This window comes from Micromonospora sp. NPDC051925, from assembly GCF_044548625.1.
Classification (GTDB): domain Bacteria; phylum Actinomycetota; class Actinomycetes; order Mycobacteriales; family Micromonosporaceae; genus Micromonospora.
The window spans coordinates 220426-242345 of sequence record NZ_JBIUCH010000002.1 but is presented as its reverse complement, the minus strand read 5'-3'; the positions used below and the strand labels follow the sequence as shown (position 1 = coordinate 242345).

Below are 21920 nucleotides of genomic sequence, written 5' to 3'. Positions count from 1 at the left end.
CGGCCTCGTCGCCGTCCGCCGTACGGCCCGGCAGGACGACCACGGGATTCCCGAGGGCCACCAGCCCGTCGCCGTCGGACGGACGACTCAGTCGGACCGTCCTCCGGGTGCTTCGTGGACGAGCCACTCGACGCGGCGGACCACCTCGGACGGCAGGGGCAGGGCGGCGATCTCCCGGGCGAGCGCGCCGGCCGCCGCAGCGTAGGCCGGATTGGAGACGATCTCCTGGCAGGTCTTCGCGATGGTGTCGCTGGTGGCCTCCTCCGGCAGGAGCACGAGTCCGGCGCCGGCCTCGACGATGCGGCGGGCCATCTCGTTCGCGCGGTACAGATTGGGGTCGGGGATCAGCACCTGGGGCACGCCGAAGCTCAGCGCGGTCATCATGGTGCTGCCGCCGGACTGGTGCACGAGGACGTCGCAGGTGGGTGCGAGGACGTCCAGGGGAACCCAGCCCGCCCGGACGTTCTTCAGCCGCTCCTGCAGTACCGGGAGGGCGTCCTCCGCCACCGGCACCACGACCTCCGCGTCCAGGGTGCTGACGTTCTCGACGATGGCCTGGAGGAAGTCGTACTGGTGGTAGGTCGCCACGCCCGTCCCGATGGTCACGCCGATCCGGGTCTCCGCGCTCCGGGTGTACATCCACGGCTCCAGGCAGCGCTGCGTGTTGCCCGGGATCCAGCGCATCATCTGCGCGGGTGCGGCGTGCGGCGGACGCAGGCTCGGCGGCGTGATGTCGATCATCATGTCCGGCTCCGGCAGGCCGTCCAGGCCCAGCTCGGCCAGCTCCGGCTGGAGCTCCTCCGCCGCGCCGAGGTCCAGCAGCTGCGGGTCGTGGATGTCCCACCCGTGGCGCACGTAGGGCACACCGAGACGCTTGGCCAGCAGCGGGGCGGCGTAGGAGGCCATCCCGCCGATGACGACGTCCGGACGCCAGTCCCCGGTGAACGCCAGCAGGGCGTCGAGGGTGACCGCCTCCAGTCGTGCGTACCAGTGGCCCGACTGCTGCTCGCGCGCGATCGGGTCCTCCGGGACATGCAGCAGACGGCTGTCGCGCGCGATGATCTCCCGCGGGCTCACCCCCGGATCCGTCACCCGCACGGCGGAGAGCCCGACCCCGGCGATGGTCGGGACCAGATCGTCGAGCGAAGCGGTCATCATGACCTGATGCCCCGCGTTTCGCAGGGCCGTCCCGAGCGGGACGTGACTGAATATCGTGGACGGGGCGATCCCGGCGAGAATTAGAACCCGCAAGCTGTCCTCCCAGCGGTCATGGATCTGTGCGGAGCCGAGCCTGAAAAGGAGTCACCTGCCCGCCGGCAGGCGCGTACCGGATCAAGCTTGCCGACACCGCCGGCCGGGGCCATCACCAAAGTGGATAGTATCAATCGACTCCCGGGAATGGATCTACCACGTTGAGGGATGCCCCGAAATCGCGGCCCCTTCTAGTCTCTTCCGAAGAGTTTCAGGAAGGTACGACGGTCATGCCGTGCGCCGGATCGGGTGGACGCGTGCCCGTCGTTCCGACTCCAGCGCAAGGTTCCGCGACATCCCGCACTCGACCGTAGGGGAAACGACATGGTCGACTCAGCCCGATCGCACCTGCTGGAACTGGTCCGCGGCTACCACGACGCCCAGGCCCCCGGGCCGACGCCGTTCATCCCGGGGCAGACTCCGATCCTGTCGTCCGGGGCGGTGCTGGATGCCGACGACCGGGAGGCCCTGGTGGCCGCCGCGCTCGACATGCGGATCGCCTCCGGCGGGATCACGGCGAAGTTCGAGTCGTCCTTCGCCAGGACGCTCAAGCGGCGCAAGGCGGTGCTGACCAACTCCGGATCCTCGGCGAACCTGCTCGCGCTGAGCACGCTGACCTCGCCGGAGCTGGGCGACCAGCGGCTCCAGCCGGGCGACGAGGTCATCACGGTCGCCGCCGGGTTCCCCACCACGGTGAACCCGATCCTGCAGAACGGCCTCGTACCGGTGTTCGTCGACATCGAGCTCGGCACGTACAACACCACGGCCGAGCTGGTCGAGGAGGCGATCTCCCCGCGCACCCGGGCGATCATGATCGCGCACACGCTGGGAAACCCGTTCCCGGTCGCGGAGATCGCCGAGCTGGCCGCGCGGCACGGCTGCCACCTGATCGAGGACAACTGCGACGCGGTGGGCTCGACCTACCACGGCAGGCTCACCGGCACGTTCGGCGCGTTCTCCACCGTCTCCTTCTACCCGGCGCACCACCTGACCATGGGCGAGGGCGGCATGCTGCTGTCCTCGGACATCAGGTTGGCCAAACTGGCGAAGTCGTTCCGCGACTGGGGCCGTGACTGCTGGTGCGAGCCGGGCGAGGACGACCGCTGCCTGAAGCGGTTCGACCTCCAGCTCGGCACCCTCCCGGACGGATACGACCACAAGTACGTCTTCTCCGAGGTCGGCTACAACCTCAAGAGCACCGACATCCAGGCCGCACTCGGGCTGAGTCAGCTCGCCAAGCTGCCCGACTTCATCGAGGCCCGCAAGCGCAACTGGCGTCAGCTGCGGGAGGGCCTGGACGGACTGCCCGGCCTGCTACTGCCCGAGCCGACGCCGGGTAGCGACCCGAGCTGGTTCGGCTTCATCATCACGGTGCTGCCGGACGCGGGCTTCGACGTCGCGGACATCGTCGGCCACCTGGAGGGCCACCAGATCCGCACCCGGCGGCTGTTCGCCGGCAACCTCACCCGGCACCCCGCCTACATCGGCCGGCCGCAGCGCATCGTCGGCTCGCTGGCCAACAGCGACACGGTGACCGAGCGGACGTTCTGGATCGGCGTCTACCCGGGCATCACCACGGAAATGATCGAGTACGTCATCGGCACGCTCAAGGAGTTCGTCGCCACGCACTGACGGGTGCACCCGCCCGGCGCACCGTCCGCTGTCGCGGGCGGTGCGCCGGGCCGCACGCCGGTCCGCGCCGGTGCGCGCCCGGCGGGAAGCCGCTCGACCCACCTGGCGTGCGTCGTCCACCGTCGACGCTGGTAGCCACGGCCGCCCGGACAGGTCCCGAGCACCGGTGCCGCCCCGGGCCGACAGCCACCGGCGGTCACACCGCGAAGTTCTCACGTCCGCGTGGGCCGAGCGGCTCGTCAGCGTCCTCGTGGGCCGAGCCGGCTCGGCCGCGTCCGCGTGGGCCGAGCCGGCTCGGCCGCGTCCGCGTGGGCCGAGCCGGCTCGGCCGCGTCCGCGTGGGCCGAGCGGGCTCGGCCGCGTCCCCGGCGGCCGGCTGCGGCGACGTGCCTGCTCAGCGATCGGCCCGCAGCGCCCCGGACGGGCAGGCCGCGATCGCCTTGAGCACGGTGGCCTCCTGGCCCGGGTCCGGGTCGGCCTGCAGGAGCACCACCGTGCCGTCGTCGTCGTTCTGGTCGAACATCCCGGGCAGGCGCAGCACGCACAGCCCCGCACCCACGCAGACGCCCCGGTCGGCACGCACCCTCATGGCGCGTCCCAGGTGACCGGCAGGGCGTGCACGCCGTACGTGATCATGTTGTTGCGCAGGGGCACGTCCACGGGTGGCACGGCGAGGCGAACACCGGGCAGGCGGCGCAGCAGCTCGGTGAAGCCGACCGTCATCTCGATCCGGGCCAACTGCTGGCCGAGGCACTGGTGCACACCGTGGCCGAACGCCAGGTGCGAACTGCGGTCGCGGGTCACGTCCAGCACCTCCGGCTCCGGCCAGTGCCGCTTGTCCCGGTTCGCGGCCAGCAGGGAGACCACCACGGTCGAGCCGGCCGGGATGTGCTCCCCACCGAACTCCAGGTCCTCCTTGGCGAAACGGAAGAGCCCGCTGCTGACGATGGTCAGGTAACGCAGCAGCTCCTCGACGGCGTCACCGATCCGGGACGGGTCGTCCCGCAACACGGCGAGCTGCTCGGGTCGCTGCAGCAGTACGAACGTGCCCAGCCCCAGCATGCTCGCGGTGGTGTCGAGACCAGCGAAGAGCAGCAGGTTGGCGATGCCGACCAACTCGTCGTCGGTCAACGCGGGATCGGCGCCCGCGTGGTGGGCCAGACCGGAGATCATGTCGTCGGTGGGGTTCTCCCGCTTGTCCGCCACCAGCCGCAGCATGAACGCGCGCTGCGCCTCGGCGTTCTCCACCGCCTCCTTGACCGACAGGTTCGTCTGCAACAGGCCCGCCGCGCGTCGCTGGAACTCCGCCCGGTCCTCGTAACGCACCCCGAGCAGCTCGCAGATCACCAGCGAGGGCACCGGAACCGCGAACTCGGCGACGAGGTCGGCGCTGGTTCCCGCGGCCAGCATCGCATCCAGCCGCCCGGTGACGATCTCTTCGATCCGCGCGGCGAGCTCACGCATCCTGCGGACGGTGAACTGCCCGGTGAGCAACCTACGGTAACGAGTGTGCTCCGGCGGATCCATGTTGATGAACGACCCGGCCCGCGCCTTGTCGTTGCGGAGCTGCTCCCCCAACTCCGCGGAGAGGTTCTTGAACCGGGGGTGGTAGCGGAACCGGTCGGCCGAGAAACGCGGGTCCGCCAGGACCGCACGGGCCTCGTCGTACCCGGACACCAACCAGAACGGATCACCGCTGGGCAGCGTCGCCCTGCCCACCGGGGACTGCTCGGCCAACGCCGCCAGCCCGGACGGCAGCAGGAACGGATCGTCGCGTTGCAGGAACTCGCGGGAAAGCGGCGCCTGAAGTGACTCGTCGGCGGGCGGAGTTTTCATCGTCTCGGTCGTCACCGCAGGGCCTCCCCATCTTTCCAGCAGACAGCGAACCAGTTCCGCCAGCTTGTCGGTGATCGACTCGGCCAGGATTGCCGAGGTCCAGCCCTGGTGACCGGTGTCAATGCCATCGGACACCCGGCTTTTCGATCAACAGCGACCCATACTCCTCTTCCGAAACCTAGGCCAGGCAGCACCGGCCGGGCATCCCCCGTCCTGATAGCGTCGCGGGACCGGCAGCACCACGGCCGAAATCGGCAGGCCGTGGGCTGCGAGAACAGTCTGACCGACGCCGGCCTCCCGCACGGCTGTCGCCGCCCACACCTATCAGGTTGAGGGATGCTCAGCCCGCCGATTCTTCCCTATCGTTGCCGAAAAGGCGCCGTAATGCGCCCGCCCCCACGCCAACGGATCGCACGCTTTTCGACACGAAAGGGAGGGGCTCATGACCACTGCCGAGACGTCGGCCGAGACGGTCGACCTGTTCTCACCAGAAGTGGTCGCCGACCCGTTCGGCTGGTACGCGCGGTTGCGCGAGGAAACTGGCCCGACCACCGGGACACTGAACATCGGCACCATGATGGGCGGGCCCGAGATGTGGCTCGTCACCCGCTACGAGGACGTGCGTCAGGTCCTCACCGACCCGCGGTTCGTCACCAACCCGCCGGCCGACTCGACCATCGCGGACATCCGCGACGGCGTGTTCAAGCGGCTGGACTTCCCGCCGGACCTGATCCCGTGGATGGCCAACCTCCTCAACGTGTCCGACGGCGAGGACCACACCCGGCTGCGCAAGCTGGTCTCGTACGCGCTGACCGCCCACCGGATCGGCAAGCTGCGCCCCCGGGTCGAGCAGATCACCGCAGACCTGCTGGACAAGCTGGCCGAGGACAGCAAGGACGGCTCGCCGGTCGACCTGGTCGAGGAGTACTGCTACCCGCTGCCGGTCACCGTGATCTGCGAGCTGGTAGGCATCGACGAGCCTGACCGGCCGCACTGGCGGGCCTGGGGTGACTCGATGGCCACGATGAACGGCGAGCGCATCCCGACCACGCTGCTCAAGTGCATCGACCTGGCCCGGGAGCTGATCGAGAAGCGGCGCACCGAGCCCCAGGACGACCTGGTCACCGCACTGGTGCAGGCGCAGGCCGAGGACCCGAGCCGGGTCTCCGACGACGAGATCATCGGCATCCTGTTCAGCCTGGTGACCGCCGGGCACCAGACCACGACGTACCTGATCGGCAACTCGGTCATCATCCTGCTCGAGAACCCCGACCAGCTCGCGCGGTTGAAGGAGGACCCGTCGATGTGGCCGCAGGCGGTGCGCGAGCTGCAGCGCCTGGGTCCGATCCAGTTCGCGCAGCCGAGGTTCCCCTCGGAGGACATCGAGCTGGGCGGCGTGACGATCCCGAGGGGGGCGCCGGTGGCGCCGCTGCTGCTGGCCGCGAACACCGACCCGCGCAAGTTCCCCAACCCCAACGAGCTGATCATCGACCGGCTGGCCGTCGGCAGCGAGAGCCACCTCGGCTTCGGCAAGGGCATCCACCGTTGCCTCGGTCAGCACCTCGCCTACCAGGAGGCGGAGGTGGCGCTACAGGGGCTGTTCACCCGGTTCCCGAACCTCTCCCTCGCCGTGCCGCGCGAGGAGATTCCGTGGATCCTGCGGCCCGGATTCACCCGGACCAGGACCCTCCCGCTGAAACTCGCCTGAGCAACCCCCGGCTCATGGGTCACACCGCCACGGTGTCCGCGTAACGGAACCTGGCGGTGTCCCCACCGGCCGCACCGCACCCGCCACGACGGGGGAAGCCGGGTCCACTCCGGTACCAGTCGGGGAGGCGCGCCTGGTGTGTCTGCCCCACGTCGGCGGGTCGGCGAGCTTCCGCCATCCGGTGTCCAAGGCACTCGCCCTGCAGAGAGGTCCTGGTGGTCCGGTGTCCGGACCACCAGGACCTCCTCGTTGCACGAGGAGGAACCCCCGCATGACCGACAGCGTCGCCTTCCCGCAGGACCGCACCTGCCCCTACCAGCCGGCGCCGGGCTACCAGCCGTTGGCCGAGCAGCGTCCGCTCTCCCCGATCACCCTCTACGACGGTCGCCAGGCCTGGGCGGTCACCGGCTATGCCCTGACCCGCCAGCTCCTGACCGATCCGCGCATCTCCAGCGACCGCACCAACCCTCAGTGGCCGATGGTCAGCGCAGCCGCGGCCGTGGAGTTCAGCGACGCCCAGCGGAAGGTCATCAAGCTCCTCACCGCGCTGGTGGGCGTCGACGGCGCACCGCACCGGGCCCGGCGCAAGTTGGTGCAGGCGGGCTTCACGATCAGGCGGATCGACGCCCTGCGTCCGAAGATCCAGGAGATCGTCGACCGGCAGTTGGACGAGATGATCGCGAGCGGCGCTCCGGCGGATCTGCTCCGCGCGTACGCGTCGCCCGTGCCCCTGATGTCGTTGTGCGCGCTGCTGGGCATCCCGCACGAGGACCAGGACTTCTTCGAGCAGAAGGCGTACCAGATCCTGTTCGGCCCGAACGCCGGCGGCGCCTACGACGAGCTCATGGCGTACCTCGTCAAGCTCATCGAGAAGCGGGATCAACAGCCGGACCCCGAGGAGAGCTTCCTCGACGACCTTCTGGCGGCGCGCGACGCCGCGGGCGACGTGGACTACGAGGAGGTGCTCCAGGCGTTGCTGATCGTCCTGGTGACAGGCCACGACACCACCTCGAGCTCGATCGCGCTCGGCGCCTTCACCCTGCTCCAACACCCGGACCGCCTCGCCGAGCTGCGCGCCGACCCGTCGCTGTTGCCCGCCGCCGTGGACGAGCTGACGCGGCTCGTGGCCGTCCCCGACGGCCTGCAGCGGGTCGCCGCGGAGGACATCGAGGTCGGGGACACCACCATCCGCAAGGGCGACGGCGTGTTCTTCCTGTTCTCCCTGATCAACCGGGACGAGAACGCCTACGACGAGCCGGGCTCCCTGGACTGGCACCGCCCGGCCTTCCGCGACCACCTGACGTACGGGTTCGGCCCCCACCAGTGCGTAGGGCAGAACCTGGCGCGTGCCATCATGGAGATCGCCTTCGGCACGCTGATCGAGCGGCTGCCCGGCCTGCGTCTCGCAGTTCCGGGCGAGGAGATTCCGGTCAAGCCCGGAGATGCCTTCCAGGGGTTGGTCGAGCTGCCCGTCGCCTGGTAGGCGCTCCGCGTCCGGGCCACTTCCGCAGCGTCCGCCGGTCCCCCGGTGGCCGGGGCAGCTGCGCACACCGCGACGCCGCCACCGGCCCCTGCCCCGGAGCCCCACTTCTGGCCACCACCGGGACAGGCTCCGCCCCGGCCGGCGCACGGCACCGGGCCATCGGCGTGCCGGTGGCCCTCGTGGGCCGGCTCCCGACCCGGGGGCGTCGCTCGGGGTCACTGCCAGCGCGGCCACGCCGCGCTGGCAGCCGATCTCCCCGCAGTCCCGTCACCTCGACGCCGGAACCGGCCCGGACCTGCGGCCCCACGCCAGCCGGTCCAGGCGATCCGGCGCCTGCCCGGCCAGCCGCACCTGCGCCGACCCCGACCACCCGGGGATGGTGCGGCGCGGGCGAGTCGCCGTGCCGGCCACGTCAGGTGACGGTCGACGCCTACGCCATCAGGTCCGTCTCGGTGACCCCGGGGCCCTGACCGGCGCGGATGAACCACTCCGTGCCGAACATGGGCCGGAACTTCTCCTCCGGCAGGTCGGTGAACAGCTTCGACTGTGGGGTGATCTGGCTCGCGTGGGCGAGCAGGGCCTTCCGCTTGTACTCCGTGTACGCGGAGACGTCGACCACGCAGGTGATCTCCGCGTCGGGGGTGCCGAACTCCGGGCCGGAGGGCAGTTCGACGCCGGCGGTCTCGGCGTACTCGCGCTGGTTGGCCTTGATGTGCTCGCGGCTGATGGTGGACTGGTAGACCTTCGGCGTGCCCGCCAGCTCGGCCGCCCGCAGGCCGACGCGGTGCACCTGGATGTGGTCGGGATCGCCGTAGGTGCCGTTCTCGTCGTACACGGTCAACACGTCCGCGTCCTCCTCACGGAGGATGGCGGCGAGTCTGACCGCCGCCTCCTCGACGTCCGCGGCCCGGAACGTGCCGGCGGCCCCGTCGGTGGTCACGGCCGTCATCCCGGAGTCGGTGTAGCCGAGGAACACGAGTCGGTCGACGCCGAGCACATCGGCGGCCGCCTGGGCCTCGACGGCCCTGCGCTGCCACAACTCCTCGCCCTCGTCGAGGAGACCCTCCGGCAGGTAGCCGAGCTCACCGCGGGTGGCGAGCACGAGGACGACCCGATGGCCGTCCTCGTGTGCCTTGCGCATCACGCCACCGCAGGTGGTGGTGTCGTCGTTGGGGTGTGCATGGAAGGAAACCAATGTCGCCATGCCGTGGAACCTATGCGAGCCGGAAGCGGACGGGATCCCGCAGATGAGCAGAACAGGGCGGGCTTGTCGACCGGCAGCCGATCCGCGCGGTGCGGGGCGGCAGCCGGCCCCACCCGCCGCGACGTCCTGCCGGTGGTCACGCCGCACATGACTACCCCTCGCCCCCCGGGTGGTGGGCCGAGCCGCCCGAGTGGTGGGCCGGGCCGCCCGAGCGCATGTGGAACCGGGCGACCTCGGGCGGGTGTACGACGAAGGGCCGCATCATGCCCTCGTCCTCGTGGTCGAGGATGTGGCAGTGGTACATGAACTCGCCGGTGGCGCCCTCGAACCGGCCGGCGACCCGGATCCACTCACCCGCCCACAGGTTGAAGGTGTCCTTCCAGCCCTCCTCGTGCTTCTCGATCGACGGGCCGTCGCCCGCTCCGGACAGCGGCCTGCTGGTACCGCCGACCGCGACGTCGAAAGCCGTCAGGTCGGCGAACTTCCGCCGGCTCAAAAGCTGGAACCGGGCCATGTGGATGTGCATCGGGTGCGGGGCCCCGCCGAGCTGGATCAGGTTCCACACCACCCACCGACCCCGGTCGATGAAGATGGTCGTCGTGTCGTCGAACAGGCGCGCGACTCTCCGGAACGTCCGCACCCCTCCGGTGGCCGGATCGGTGAGCTGGATGACCCCCTCCTCGGGGAACCGCGTCGGCAGCTCGGCCGGTTCGGTGATCTCCTGCAGCTCCCACATCTCCGGGTGCGGCCGGCCGGCCACACCGGGCAGAGTCGTCGCCACGAACACCTCGTCGTGGTCCTCCGGCACGGTCACTGCGGATCCCAGCCGGACGTACGATGCGGACAGTCGGGCCGGCGGCGTGAACGAGTCGTGGCGGCTGCGGCTCTCGACGCGGAACTGCATGATGTCCGGGTCGACGGAGGCACCGGTGTTGACCAGGCGCAGGCGCTGCCCCTTGAACCGGCTGAAGTCGACGAGCAGGTCGACGCGCTCCGCCGGGGTGACGGTCAGTCCGCCCGCCGGCACCGCCGCCGGCGCGGGCAGCAGGCCGGCGTCCGTGCCGACGATCCGGACCGCGTCGTTGTGCACGGTGCCCGCCTCGTCGACCAGGTCGAGGCGGAAGAACCGACCGTTCGCCGCGTTGAGCACCCGGAAGCGGTACCACCGCGCGTCGACGTCGAGGTGCGGCCAGATGACGCCGTTGACGAGGGTGAACGGGCCGGTGACGGGGGCCGACGTGCCGGTCGCGGGCTGGTACTGGAACTTGAACAGCAACTGGCCGGTGAGCGCGCCGGTCACCGGATCGGTGTCGAGGTTGCGGTCGGCGATGATCAGCGGGATCTCGTGGTCACCGCTGGGCAACCGCAGGCCGTCCTCCTCCTCGTCGCGGATCAGGTACAGGCCGGCGAGTCCGGCGTGGACGGTGAAGCGCGTCACGGCCATCGCGTGGTCGTGGTACCAGAGGGTGCTGGCGGCCTGGCGGTTCGGGTACTCGGTGAGCTGTGAGTCCCCCGGGGACATGCCGTTGTGCGCCCAGCCGTCGTTGCCGCCGTTCGTCAACGCGCCGTGCAGGTGCACGACGTTCCAGGGCGGTAGTTCGGCGACGCCGTCGATCAGCTCCACCCCGGCGGGCAGGCTGCGGTCCGGGTTCCGGTAGCCGGGCGTGTTGGCCGGCGTCGGCACCGCGTACGGTGCGCGTACCGCCACCAGCGGCACCGTGCCCTGGAGCTCGTTGGTCCACGTGACCCGCAGTCGCCTGTTGCGACGCACCTCGATGGTCGGGCCGGGGAACTGTCCCTCGTAGGTCCACAGCATGGTCTCGGGCAGCTGGGAGTGCAGCCGCCTCCGCGCGTTGGTCAGCGATACGTCGAGCTCGTCGCGGTACTGCCGCGAGTACGACCGGATCGTCGGCGGAATCCGCAACGGGTCGAGAAACTTGGTGAGGCCGAAGAGCGGCGCCGGCGGTGTCTGTGGTCCGTTGACGGTCGCCACCGGGGTTTCCCCCCTCGGAGTGCGCGCACCGAGCGACTGCACGCCCGCCACGACGCCTGCCGTGCCGAGCAGGGCGGAAACCATGAAGGCGCGGCGGTCAACGGGGTCATCCATCGAATCTTCTCCTGCGTTGTCAGAGGGCGTACACCGGTCGTGCCGCGACGATCCACCGCCCGGGTCGCCGACTCCTCACCTGGCTGCCGCCGGCCGGACGGCCGGACGGCGATGACGACCGGCGGCGGGCCGGCTTCCGGGGCCGACAGCTGCCCGGCTCACCCGACCCTGATGGCGCCGGCCAGCCCTCACCAGGTGACCGGAAGTTCGGTGATCACCTCGAAGCCCGCGGTCGGATTGAACGGAACCTCCGCCGCCGCAACGGCGAGACGCAGGTCGGGCAGGCGCTGGAGCAGGGTGCCGAGGGCGATCTCCATCGTGACGCGCGCGAGGCTCTGGCCGAGGCACTGGTGGGCACCGAACCCGAACGTGACGTGGTCCCGGGCGGAGCTGCTGCGCAGACCCAGGGAGTTCGGCGCGTCGTGGACGTCCGCGTCGCGGTTGATGACGGAGGTTATGAAGAACACGCCGTCGCCCTTGCGGATGGTGGTTCCCTCGACCTCGATGTCGTCCGTGGCCAGCCGGGTCACACCGTCGGGGATGGACACGAACCGCAGCAGCTCGTCCACCGCGGTGGGCATCAGCGACAGGTCGGCGCGCAGTTCGGCAAGCTGCTCGGGGTGTTGGAGCAGGGTGAACAGGCCGAGCGAGATCATGGTCCCGGTGGTGCCGTGGCCGCCGGCCACCTGGAGGACCAGCGTCGAGACCAACTCCTCGTGCTCCACGTCGCCGGTGGCGCCGGGCTTCGTGAGGAGGTCGTCGAGGACCCCGTCACCGGGGTTCCGCCGCTTCTCCGCGATCAGCCCGCTCATGTAGGCCATCAGCTCGTCGTACGCCTCGTTGGCGTTCGGGCCGGCAGCGAGCTGGTGCGACAGCCGCTCGAAGGACCGGTGGTCGGCGTCCGGGATGCCCATCAGTCGGTACAGCACCGTCACCGGCACGGGCGCCGCGAACGCCGGAATCAGATCCGCCGGTGCGCCGTTGTCGATCATGCGGGCCAACTGCTGGTCGACGATTTCCTGGATCATCGGACGCAGGGCGTTGATGCGTCTGATCGTGAAGTTGGGGATCAGCATCTTGCGCCGCGCCTGGTGCACCGGGCCGTCGACGCCCACCAACGCGGTGACGATCTTCATGACCTTCTGTTGGGCATCGCTGACGGCTGCGGCGATGCTCGGGAACATCATGGGCCACTCGGGGTTGGTGCGGTCGCTGGAGATGCGACGGTCGGCTAGGAGCCGGCGGGTCAGGTCGCGACTGGTGACCGCCCAGACGCGCCGGCCGTCGTAGAGGGCGACCTGGGCGAGTGGTCGCTGCTCGGCCAACGGCGGGTAGCCCGGCGCAGGCTGGTAGGGACAGGTGCGGTCCTGTGGGAACACCACGGTGTCAGTCATACGCGAACCCTTCGAGCAACCAGTACGGTGACGTGCGGGTGGCCATGCGGTGCGGAAACTCGTGGCGGCTCGCGCCAGGTTCCGGGCCCTAGTTCGTGAAGTCCGCCCGGTGGTCGACCGCCCACTCGGCGAAGGTCCGCGCCGGCTTGCCGAGGATCTTCTCGACCGTGCCGTCGACCTCGGCGGGCCCATCGAGGGCCTCCAGGTAGTAGCGGATCCTGGTCTCGATGATCCCCGGCGGGTCCGTCGGGCCGATCACCCCCTCCTGGATCAGCTCCTGCAGCCGGGGCCCGAACCGGGCGCGCAGTTCGGCGCGTGCGTCATCGCCGGTGACATCCTCGAACGCCAGCTCACGGCCGATCGCCTTACCGATGAGGGCGACCTGCTCGGCCTGGGTGATGCTGTCGCCACCGGTGAGGTGGTACCTCGCCCCGGCGTGGCCGTCCTGCAGCAGGGCGCAGGTGCTCACCTCGGCGATGTCCCGCTCGTGGATGGACGACAGGTAGGAGTGCGCGTAGTGCAGTCGGACCGGCCGACCTTCCCTGATGGACGGTGCCCACAGCAGCGAGTTCACCGCGAACGGACCCGGTCGGACGAACGTCCACGACAGGCCGGAGCGCTCGATCGACTCCTCCACCGCCCGGTGCCACCGCGCGATCCAGTGGTCCGGATCGCGGCCGGCGGCGGCCAGCGAGGACAGGAGCACGGCGTGTTCGACACCGGCGGCCTTCGCGGCTGCCATGACCCCGTCGATGCCGGCCGGCTGGTTGTACAGGAAGATCTTCTCGACGCCCTGAAGCGCCTGCTCGAACGTCTTCGGGTCGGTGAGATCGGCCCTGCGGACATCGACCTCCGCCGGCAGGTCGAGCGACTCCGGATTGCGGGAGGTCGCCCGCACGTCGGCTCCCGCCCGCACCAACAGGTCCACGACATGGCGACCGACATTGCCGGTCGCGCCGGTCACCAGGATCGTCATGATTCCCCACCCCGTCTGCTTCGCCCCGTCGGTGATCCGCTCGAGCATTCGTAGGCTAGGACAGCCGTACCCGGCGGGGCATACCTCGCCTTGATAGCTGTGCGGACCGCAGTGCGCCCCCGACCAGGGGCGACCGACCGCGGCGGGCACCCGCCGTTGTCCAGCCACACGGTGCGAGCGGGTCGGCAGTCATCGACCACTGTCGGGAGGACCGTCGGTCGACGCGGCGGGGACGCCGGGCGGAGGTGACGGCCGCGGCCACGCGGGCCGCGCCGGGTGCGGCGCGACGAGGCGGGCGAGCGACACCGCGCCGTGCAACGACGACAGGCCGCCCAGCCTGGCCGGCTCCACCGGCAGGGGATCCTGTCCGGTACGCGCCAGCTCGGCCAGCCGAGCGACCAGCCGGTCGATGATCTCGGGGATACCGGCCGCGAAGCCCCCTCCGATCAGCGCACGTTGCGGGTGGACCAGCTCCTGCACGCTGGTCACGGCAGCGGCCAGGGCGCGGCACGTCCGGTCGACGGCGGCGACCGCCCAGAACTGTCCGTCGCGCAGCGCCGGGCCCAGTTCGTCGAAGGTGACGTCCGCTCCGCGCAGTCGACCCGCGCGGCGCAGGGTGGCCGGTCCGGACGCGACCGCCTGAAGGCACCCGCGCCGGCCGCAGACACATCGCGCCCCGCCCGTCTCGACGATGACGTGCCCGATCTCGAACGAGCCACGGCCGGGCCCCGGGCACGGGGCCCCGCCCAGGACCAGACCACCGCCGACCCCGGTCCCCACCCCGACGTAGAGCAGGTCGTCGCAGCCCGACACCCGGGCCTCGGCGAGCGCGCCGAGGTCGCCGTCGTCGGCCCAGGCGACGGTCGTCCCGGGGAACAGCGCCCGCAGTGCCGCGTCCAGGTCCAGGTCGGTCCACTCCGGTCGGCTGGGCCACGAGGTGATCCGGCCCGTCGGGCCGACCGTCGCGGGCATCGCGACCCCCACCGCACGCGGCGGCGAGCCGAGCCTCGCCCCCAGTCTCGCCACCTCCCCGGTGAGCTGGGCGAGATCCCGGGCCACGCTGTGCCGGTGCCCCCAGCGGAAGGTGGTCTCCCAGACGTGACCGGCGTCGGTTTCGACCCGGACGGCGACCTTCGTTCCGCCGACGTCGACACCGAGGTAGTGAGCCGCCTCCACGCGTCAGCCGGCGGGGACGGCCGGGCAGAGGGCCAGCAGGTCGGCCGGGCGGTGCAGCACCACGTCGGGACCACCGGCGAGCAACTCGCCGACGTCCTCCGGCGGCGCCCACAGCGCGGCCGCCGAGGCGACGCCGGCGCCCTGGGCGCTGGCCAGGTCGGTCGGCGCGTCCCCGATCATGATGGCCCGCTCGGGCGGCACGTCCAACAGGTCGAGGGCACGCCGCACGATGTCGGGGGCCGGCTTGGGGCGGGCGACCTCGTCGGAGCCGATCACGTGGGCGAAGAACGGGAGCAGGCCGAGCCGGTCGAGCAGGGAGCGGGCCCGGGGCCCGCTCTTGCCGGTGGCGATGGCCAGCCGCAGGCCACGGACCCGCAGGGTCAGCAGCAGTTCGAGGATGCCGTCGAAGACCTGCACCTGGTCGGCGAGTCGGTAGCTCTCGCGGACGAACGGCTCCTCCATCGCCAGCGGCAGATCCATGATCCGCATGATGTCCGGAAAGTAGCGACCCAGGTGCCGGCGGTACTCCGCGAAGGGCGCCGGCCCGTCGCCGACGACTTCGGCGTACGCGACGGCGAAGGCTTCGCTCATCACCGCGAAGCTGTCGACGACGACCCCGTCGAGATCGAAGATGACCGCGTGCCGGACCGGTGTGGAGGTGTCGGTCGCGGCGGCTGGCCGGTCGACGATCGGGAATGCCATGGAGCACCTCTTCACTGGTACGCGGGCACCGTCCGCCGGGCACGCGCCGATCCCGCCGACGCGTAGAAGTTCTCGATCATCCGTACGATGGGCCGGGCCTCGGCGAGGGCGCGGCCACGGGTGCCGGTGTCGGCCAGCATCGCGGCGAGGCAGTCCAGCTGCCGGGTGTACTCGATCCCGATCCGCTCGGTCGGCACCGCGAGCCGGTTCGTGACGCCCTCGCGGGTCACCGTCAGCACGGACTCGGGCTCACGGTTGGGGCTGAAGCCGAAGGTGCACCTCAGAGCCGCCGCTCCGGCGCTGCCCTCGACGTGGATCGACGACACGTCCCGCGCCTCGTGTGACGCCCAGCAGGCCCGCAGGGAGACCGAAACACCGTCGTCGCGCACCAGGAAGCCGCGTGCGGTGTCCTCCACGTCGGCGGCGTCGGTGGCGGGCTGGTCCTGCCGCCACGCCGCCCGCCAGGTGCCGACGTTGACGAAGTCGTCCGACGTCACGCCGATCACCTGCGTGAAGTTGGCCGGGCCGAGCAGGAACGCCAGCGTGTCGACCAGGTGCCAGCCGAGGTCGAACAGCGCTCCCCCGCCGGCCTTGTCGCGTTGGGTGAACCAGCCGCCCGCCCGCGGCACGCCCCGGGACCGTACCCAGCCGAGGTCGACGTGCCGGATGTCGCCCAGATCCCGGAGGACCCGCCGCAACGCCTCGACATCGCCCCGGTACCGGGCGGCGCTGCCCGCCAGCAGCATCCCGCCCCTGCGTTCGGCCATCGCGAGGACGTCGACCTCGGCCGAGGTCAGGCAGACCGGCTTCTCGACGAAGACGGAGATCCCGGTGGCGAGCAGCGCGCCCGCCACCTCGACATGCAGATGGTTGGGCACCGCGACGACGGCCAGGTCGACCTCCCGCGCGGTGAACGCGTCCACCGTGGCGTGCGCGGCGATCCCCGTCGACTCCCGGACCGCCGCGCGCGACGCCGGATCGGCGTCGACGACCGCGACCACCTCGAAGTCGGCATGCTCACGCAACAGCGGCAGCCACAGCTCCCGCCCTGCCCAGCCGAGCCCGACCACCGCGACCCGGACGCTCATACGGTGGCCACGGCGTCGGCGACGATCTCGGCCGTCACGTGCATCTCCTGTTCCCCGGCGAGCAGGACCCGGTGGTGCAGCCAGACGCAGTCCTGGCTGATGGCATCGGTGTGGGGGCAGCGCTCCGCGATGGCGTCCAGGCTCTCGTCGGGTGCGCCGAACTCCCAGAAGGCCTCCGTGCGGTAGATCGCGCGGAACCCCGCGAACGCGGGCAGGCCCGCCGCCACGAGCCGGTCGACCAGGGCGTTGCGGTTCTCCTCGCTGATCCCGGGAACGCGGAACATCGCCATGTAGTGCGAGTTGCGGTCGGCGCGCACGTCACCGCCCTGCGGCACCACGCCGTCGATCGCCCCGAGCAGCTGCGACAGCAACGTCCAACGCTCGTCCCGCACCGCGATCTGCGCGTCGAGGCGACGCAGCTGCGCCCGCAGCACCGACGCGGAGAACTCGTTGAGCCGCATGTTGGATCCGGAGATCCGGTGCAGGTACCGGCGGTCGTCCCGGGGCCGGCCACAGCTGTGCCGCAGGAACGCCGTCTCGTACTTCTCGGTCTCACCCTCGGGAAACACCACGACGCCGCCCTCGCCCGCGGTCATCAGCTTGCCGTTCTGGAAGCTGAAGGTGGCGATGCTGCCGAGCTCACCGACGCGCCTGCCCTGCCACTGCGCGCCGTGCGCGTGCGCGGCGTCCTGCAGCAACGGCACACCGTTCTCCGCGGAGATCTTCCCCAGCGTGTCCATGTCCGCCATGAGACCGGCCATGTGCACCGGCATGATCACCCTGGTGCGTGGCGTGACGGCGGCGGCGACCGCCCCCGGGTCGATGTTGTAGGTGTCCGGGTCGACGTCGACCGGGACGGTGACCGCACCGAGCCGCTGGGCCGCCTGGGAGGAGGAGATGAAGGTGAAGGCCGGCACGATGACCTCGGTGCCCGGCCCGACGCCCATGACCTGCAGGGCAAGCTCCAGCGCGTGGGTGCCGTTCGTGACCGCCAGCGCGTGCTCGGCGCCGTGGTGGTCGGCGAACTCACGCTCGAACGAGTTCACCTCGTCTCCGCCCATGCGCCACCACTGGCCCTGTTCGAGCGCGCGGATCAGGCCGTCCCGCTCGGTATCGTCGTACTGAGGCCACGCGGGGAATTCTGGTGCCTGTCGCGCGTCCATGTCTCTCCGATTCTCGTGGTCGATTCAGTAGAGAAAAGCGTGAATGGCCGTGTGACGGCGAAATTGCGATTTCAGCCTCTCGTGTCATGGTATGGACGTGCTCGGTGGCCAACATCCCTCGGTCTGGTAGTCGGCGGCACGTCGGTCAACCGGAAAAAGGCGCGGTACGAGTCGAGTTGCCCGTCGAGCATGTGGATTCCGTAATGGACGTCATGCCCGAGTGCCGCGGCTTCTCGCAACAGCCGCGTTTCCCGAGGGTGCATTATGATGTCGGCCACCACACCGCCCGGGGGCAGGAGGTCCGGCCGGAACGGCAGGGGATCGTCGGGGTCGAGCCCGAGCGGGGTGGCGTTCACGACGAGGTCGGCACCGTCCAGGTCCGGTTCGGCCGAGGTGACCGTCCGGCCAGGCCAGTGCGCGTCCAGGCGGGACCGGAGCCCGGCCAGTCTGGCGGTGTCCGGGTCGCACACCGACAACCGGTCGACGCCCGCCGACAGCAGCGCCGCCGCGATGGCACTGCCCGCACCGCCCGCACCGACGAGCGCCACCCGCCGGCCCTTCGGTTCGTGGCCGGCAGCCACGAGACCGGCCACGAAGCCCAGACCGTCGAAGTTCTCCGCGTACCAACTGCCGTCGGCGTCCCGCCGCAACGCGTTGGCGCTCCCGGCGATCTCCACCATCGGGCTGCACCGGTCGGCGAGCGCCACGACGGCCGCCTTGTGCGGCACCGTGACGAAGATGCCGTCGACGTTGCCGACGCACCGCAACCCGTCGACGATCCGTTCGAGGTGTTCCGGCCTCGCGTGCACCGGGACCAGCACCGCGTCGATGCCGAGCCGGGCGAACAGCGGGTTCATCAGCGCGGGCGACCGGACCTGGGCGACGGGATGGCCCAGGACGACGTACAGGCGGGTGGTGCCGCTGATGGACGGGGCTCCGGTCATCAGGGCCCTTCCTGGACGTCCGCGCGCCGGCCGGCCAGCATCGTGGCGACGGCGAGGGCGAGCTCGACCGACTGCTCGGCGTTGAGCCGCGGGTCGCAGGCGGTCCGATAGCGGGTGGGCAGTTCGTGCTCGGTGATTCCCGAGGCACCGCCGACGCACTCCGTCACGTCCTCGCCGGTCACCTCGACATGGATGCCGCCAGGGTGGGTGCCGAGTGCCCGGTGCACCTCGAAGAAGCCGGCAAGCTCGTCGACCACCTGGTCGAAGTGCCGGGTCTTGAAACCGTTCCCCGACACCCGGGTGTTGCCGTGCATCGGGTCGCACTGCCAGACCACCTGGTGTCCGGAGGCGTTGACCTTCTCCACGATCGGCGGCAGCACCTCACGGACGCGACCGTGGCCCATCCGACTCACCAGCGTCAGCCGGCCCGGTGTGGCGTCCGGGTCGAGGCGTTCCACGTACTCGACGGCCAGCTCCGGGGTCACCCCTGGACCGATCTTGAGGCCGATCGGGTTCGACATCAACTCCGCGAACGCGATGTGCGCGCCGTCGAGCTGACGGGTGCGCTCACCGATCCACAGGAAGTGCGCGAGCCCACTCGTCAGCCGGGTCGCGGGGCCGCAGGCGTCCGCCCAGAGCCCGGCGCGCTCGTAGTCGAGCAGGAGCATCTCGTGGCTCACGTAGACCCCGCCCGCGCCGACCCGACGGACCACGTCCATCGCCTCCGCCGCGTGCGCGTGGGCACGCAGCATGCGGTGCGGGTCGGGCGTTCTGGCGGCGGGGGTGGGCTCCGCGGAATTGACGATGTCACCGCGGTACACCGGAAGACCCGACGCGTCCACGGCGTTGGACCGGGGCTTGGCGTACTGCCCGGCCATGCGCGCGATGTTGACCACCGGCAGGCCGGTGGCCTGGGTCAGCACGGCGGACATCTGCGACAGCACCCGCAGGTTGGCCCGCAGGTGCGACTCGGTGTTGTCGGCGAAGGTCTCGGCGCAGTCGCCGCCCTGGAGCAGGAACGCCTCACCGCGGGCGACCGACGCGAGCCGGTCCGCCAGCCGTGCCGTCTCCTCCGGCGCGACGATCGGCTCGGCCTGCTGCAACTGCTCGACGACGGCGCCCACCCGACCCGGGTCCGGCCAGCACGGCTGCTGCGCGGCGGGACGGGCCAGCGCCTCGTCCAGCCGTCGGGTCAGCAGCCGATCCGCCGCGCAGGCGTCGTGCGCCGGGTCGCCGGCGTCGGTCGGCCGGCGCGGGAACCGTCTCATGCCGGGACCGCATCGGACGCGGCGGCCCCGACGAGCGCGGCCAGGGGTGCCCGCGGCATCCCGTCGAGGGCACGCAGGACCGCGTCCACCGGCACATCGCTGACCAGCTCCGCGCCCACCGGCCCGTCCAGAACGAAGCCGAGCCCGTCGGTCGCCTTCTTGTCCCGATGCATCTGGCGGACGAGGAGACCGGGATCGACCTCGGCGGGCAGGGCGGTGGGCAGGGCGTAGTGCCGGACGACCGCGAGGTGTTCGTCCAGTCTGGACTGGTCGATCCGGCGCAGCACGCGGGCCAGCCGACCCGCGAACACCGTGCCGATGGCGACCGCCTCACCGTGGCGGAGCGCGAAGCCGGTCGCCAACTCGAGGGCGTGGCCCAGGGTGTGGCCGTAGTTGAGCAGATGCCGTTTGCCGGCGTCCCGCTCGTCCACCTCCACGATGCCCGCCTTGAGGGTCACGCTCGCGGCGATCTGCTCCGTGAGTGACAGCCCGCGCAGGTCACCGGCACCGATGAAGTGACAACGGGCGATCTCACCGAAGCCGCTGCGCATCTCCCGCGGCGGCAGGGTCGACAGGTAGTCCGTGTCGCACAGCACCGCACGGGGTTGCCAGAACGCGCCGACCAGGTTCTTGCCGTCGGGCAGGTTCACCGCCGTCTTCCCGCCGACGCTGGCGTCCACCTGGGCGAGCAGCGACGTGGGCAGGTGGATCACGTCCACACCCCGGTGGTAGAGCGCGGCCGCCAGTCCGACGACGTCGGTGGTCGTCCCGCCCCCGCACGAGACGACGACGTCGGACCTGGTGAGCCCGAACCGCACGAACTCACCGCACAACGCCTCCACCGTGGCGAGGGTCTTGCCCTGCTCGCCGTCCCGGGCGGGCAGCAGCAACGTCTCCACACCCGGGTCCGGAACCCATTCCGGTGGCCGGGCCGACACGACGACGGCCCGTCTGGCGCCCAGTCGGCCCACCACCTCGGCAAGCGATCCACGGACTCCCGGGCCGACGGTCACCTCGTAGGAACGATCTCCGAGTCGCACCGGAACTGTTCTTCTCATGGCGCCTTCTCCCAGGCCGGCGGTGAGCTCCGGTGCGCGGGCCGGGCGACCTTCGCCTCCGCCGCACCGCCGTAGAACGCCCACACGAACCGGGCGTACTCCTTGAAGCAGTCCCGGAAGAAGGCGACGAACCGGGCGAGCGGACGATCCGAAATCTCCATCGTCTCCCTTTCTGGTAACGACCGGGCTCAGCCTCAGTCGAGGTGGCCGGAGAGGATGCGGGACAGCAGCATCCGGTGCTCGTCGTCGTCGGTGATCGTGCGCACCTGTTCACGGCCGTTCCGGACGGTCAGGTACCGGCGCTGTCGCAGGAACACCTGACCGTTCTCCACGGCCCGGCCGCACAGGATCTCCTGGGTGTCGTCCCGACCCGGGTCGGACAGGATCTCCCGGAAGTTGTTCTCCATGTCCTTCCAGTCGCTCCACTGCCGGGACTGCATCGTGAAGGTGTAGATGGTGCCCCAGCGGGTGGCCACTCCCCGGCGTTGCAGCGCGATCCCCGACGCCTGGTCGACCAGCCGGAACTGGCTGCCGTACTGGGCCTGCACCGTGTCGCAGACCCGCAGCGGCATGACGTAGGTCGGTCCCGGGTAGCCGACGTCCACCAGCCACTCGTCACCGTCCAGGGCAACCCGGGCGAACATGTGCTCGACGTCGCTGCCGAACGCGGCCCGGCCTTCGGCGGTGCTGCCCGCCAGCAGGGTGACCTGGTATCCCAACTCGCTGAGGAGCCGGTAGAACAGGCGGTTCAGGTGATAGCACGCGCCGCCCCGCCCGTCGACGATGCTCCGCGCGAACACCTCGTCGTCGTCGAGGTCGACGACGGTCACCCCGTCGGCGAGGTCGTAGGCGAGACTGCTGTACGGAATCGCCATCAGGTGCCTCTTCTGCAGCATCCGCAACGTATCGAGACTCACCCCGGTCTCTCCAC

General features: G+C 70.8%; 19 protein-coding genes. 3 read left to right on the top strand and 16 right to left on the bottom strand.

Annotated features, from left to right (window positions below; all coding sequences use genetic code 11):
* Window positions 1–87 precede the first annotated feature (87 nt).
* Complete coding sequence (locus ACIG87_RS03780) at window positions 88–1251, bottom strand: nucleotide disphospho-sugar-binding domain-containing protein (RefSeq protein WP_396847874.1); 1164 nt, start codon at window positions 1249–1251, stop codon at window positions 88–90.
* 324 nt (window positions 1252–1575) lie between these two features.
* On the opposite strand from ACIG87_RS03780, the gene rfbH reads away from it, so the two are divergent.
* Entirely contained in the window at window positions 1576–2883 is a 1308-nt protein-coding gene (gene rfbH, locus ACIG87_RS03775; protein WP_396847872.1) for a lipopolysaccharide biosynthesis protein RfbH, read from the top strand.
* A 393-nt stretch (window positions 2884–3276) separates the two neighbouring features.
* On the opposite strand, the gene ACIG87_RS03770 is transcribed toward rfbH, so the two are convergent.
* Both ACIG87_RS03770 and ACIG87_RS03765 read right to left on the bottom strand, forming a co-directional pair.
* A complete protein-coding gene (locus tag ACIG87_RS03770) occupies window positions 3277–3471 on the bottom strand; it encodes a ferredoxin (protein WP_396847870.1) in 195 nt (64 codons plus the stop codon).
* A complete protein-coding gene (locus ACIG87_RS03765) occupies window positions 3468–4664 on the bottom strand; it encodes a cytochrome P450 (protein ID WP_396848180.1) in 1197 nt (398 codons plus the stop codon). Before ACIG87_RS03765 ends, ACIG87_RS03770 begins: the two co-directional genes overlap by 4 nt.
* A 496-nt stretch (window positions 4665–5160) precedes the next feature.
* On the opposite strand from ACIG87_RS03765, the gene ACIG87_RS03760 reads away from it, so the two are divergent.
* Together ACIG87_RS03760 and ACIG87_RS03755 are read left to right on the top strand one after the other, a co-directional pair.
* Window positions 5161–6426 carry a cytochrome P450 gene (locus tag ACIG87_RS03760; RefSeq protein ID WP_396847868.1) on the top strand — a complete coding sequence of 422 codons (1266 nt, stop codon included), beginning with the start codon at window positions 5161–5163 and terminating at the stop codon, window positions 6424–6426.
* A 271-nt stretch (window positions 6427–6697) separates the two neighbouring features.
* The gene (locus ACIG87_RS03755) at window positions 6698–7909 is read left to right on the top strand and encodes a cytochrome P450 (protein ID WP_396847866.1); all 1212 of its coding nucleotides are present in this window, start codon (window positions 6698–6700) and stop codon (window positions 7907–7909) included.
* 430 nt (window positions 7910–8339) lie between these two features.
* Here the strand turns inward: ACIG87_RS03755 and ACIG87_RS03750 are convergent, their stop codons facing one another.
* The 13 genes from ACIG87_RS03750 to ACIG87_RS03690 form a co-directional block, all read right to left on the bottom strand.
* Window positions 8340–9113 (bottom strand): PIG-L deacetylase family protein, encoded by a 774-nt coding sequence (locus ACIG87_RS03750; RefSeq protein ID WP_396847864.1) that lies wholly within the window; start codon window positions 9111–9113, stop codon window positions 8340–8342.
* Window positions 9114–9264: 151 nt separating this feature from the next.
* The gene (locus tag ACIG87_RS03745) at window positions 9265–11220 is read right to left on the bottom strand and encodes a multicopper oxidase family protein (RefSeq protein ID WP_396847862.1); all 1956 of its coding nucleotides are present in this window, start codon (window positions 11218–11220) and stop codon (window positions 9265–9267) included.
* A gap of 188 nt (window positions 11221–11408) precedes the next feature.
* Entirely contained in the window at window positions 11409–12614 is a 1206-nt protein-coding gene (locus ACIG87_RS03740) for a cytochrome P450 (protein WP_396847860.1), read from the bottom strand.
* Window positions 12615–12702: 88 nt separating this feature from the next.
* Window positions 12703–13590, bottom strand: coding sequence for an NAD(P)H-binding protein (locus ACIG87_RS03735; protein ID WP_396847859.1), 888 nt, complete (start codon window positions 13588–13590; stop codon window positions 12703–12705).
* Window positions 13591–13779: 189 nt separating this feature from the next.
* A complete protein-coding gene (locus tag ACIG87_RS03730; RefSeq protein ID WP_396847857.1) occupies window positions 13780–14766 on the bottom strand; it encodes an ROK family protein in 987 nt (328 codons plus the stop codon).
* Between the two features lie 3 nt (window positions 14767–14769).
* Window positions 14770–15468, bottom strand: coding sequence for an HAD-IA family hydrolase (locus ACIG87_RS03725; RefSeq protein WP_396847855.1), 699 nt, complete (start codon window positions 15466–15468; stop codon window positions 14770–14772).
* An 11-nt stretch (window positions 15469–15479) separates the two neighbouring features.
* Complete coding sequence (locus ACIG87_RS03720) at window positions 15480–16556, bottom strand: Gfo/Idh/MocA family protein (protein WP_396847853.1); 1077 nt, start codon at window positions 16554–16556, stop codon at window positions 15480–15482.
* Window positions 16553–17719: a 3-amino-5-hydroxybenzoate synthase gene (gene rifK / locus ACIG87_RS03715; RefSeq protein ID WP_396847852.1), complete on the bottom strand. Its 1167-nt coding sequence runs from the start codon at window positions 17717–17719 to the stop codon at window positions 16553–16555. The genes ACIG87_RS03720 and rifK overlap by 4 nt, the downstream gene beginning before the upstream one ends.
* A gap of 71 nt (window positions 17720–17790) precedes the next feature.
* Window positions 17791–18663: a shikimate dehydrogenase family protein gene (locus tag ACIG87_RS03710; protein ID WP_396847850.1), complete on the bottom strand. Its 873-nt coding sequence runs from the start codon at window positions 18661–18663 to the stop codon at window positions 17791–17793.
* Complete coding sequence (locus tag ACIG87_RS03705; RefSeq protein WP_396847848.1) at window positions 18663–19931, bottom strand: 3-deoxy-7-phosphoheptulonate synthase; 1269 nt, start codon at window positions 19929–19931, stop codon at window positions 18663–18665. The genes ACIG87_RS03710 and ACIG87_RS03705 overlap by 1 nt, the downstream gene beginning before the upstream one ends.
* Entirely contained in the window at window positions 19928–20989 is a 1062-nt protein-coding gene (locus ACIG87_RS03700; RefSeq protein ID WP_396847846.1) for a 3-dehydroquinate synthase family protein, read from the bottom strand. The genes ACIG87_RS03705 and ACIG87_RS03700 overlap by 4 nt, the downstream gene beginning before the upstream one ends.
* Window positions 20986–21150, bottom strand: a complete 165-nt coding sequence (locus ACIG87_RS03695; RefSeq protein ID WP_396847844.1) for a hypothetical protein — start codon at window positions 21148–21150, stop codon at window positions 20986–20988. The genes ACIG87_RS03700 and ACIG87_RS03695 overlap by 4 nt, the downstream gene beginning before the upstream one ends.
* A 33-nt stretch (window positions 21151–21183) precedes the next feature.
* A complete protein-coding gene (locus tag ACIG87_RS03690; RefSeq protein WP_396848178.1) occupies window positions 21184–21906 on the bottom strand; it encodes an arylamine N-acetyltransferase in 723 nt (240 codons plus the stop codon).
* Between the last annotated feature and the right edge of the window lie 14 nt (window positions 21907–21920).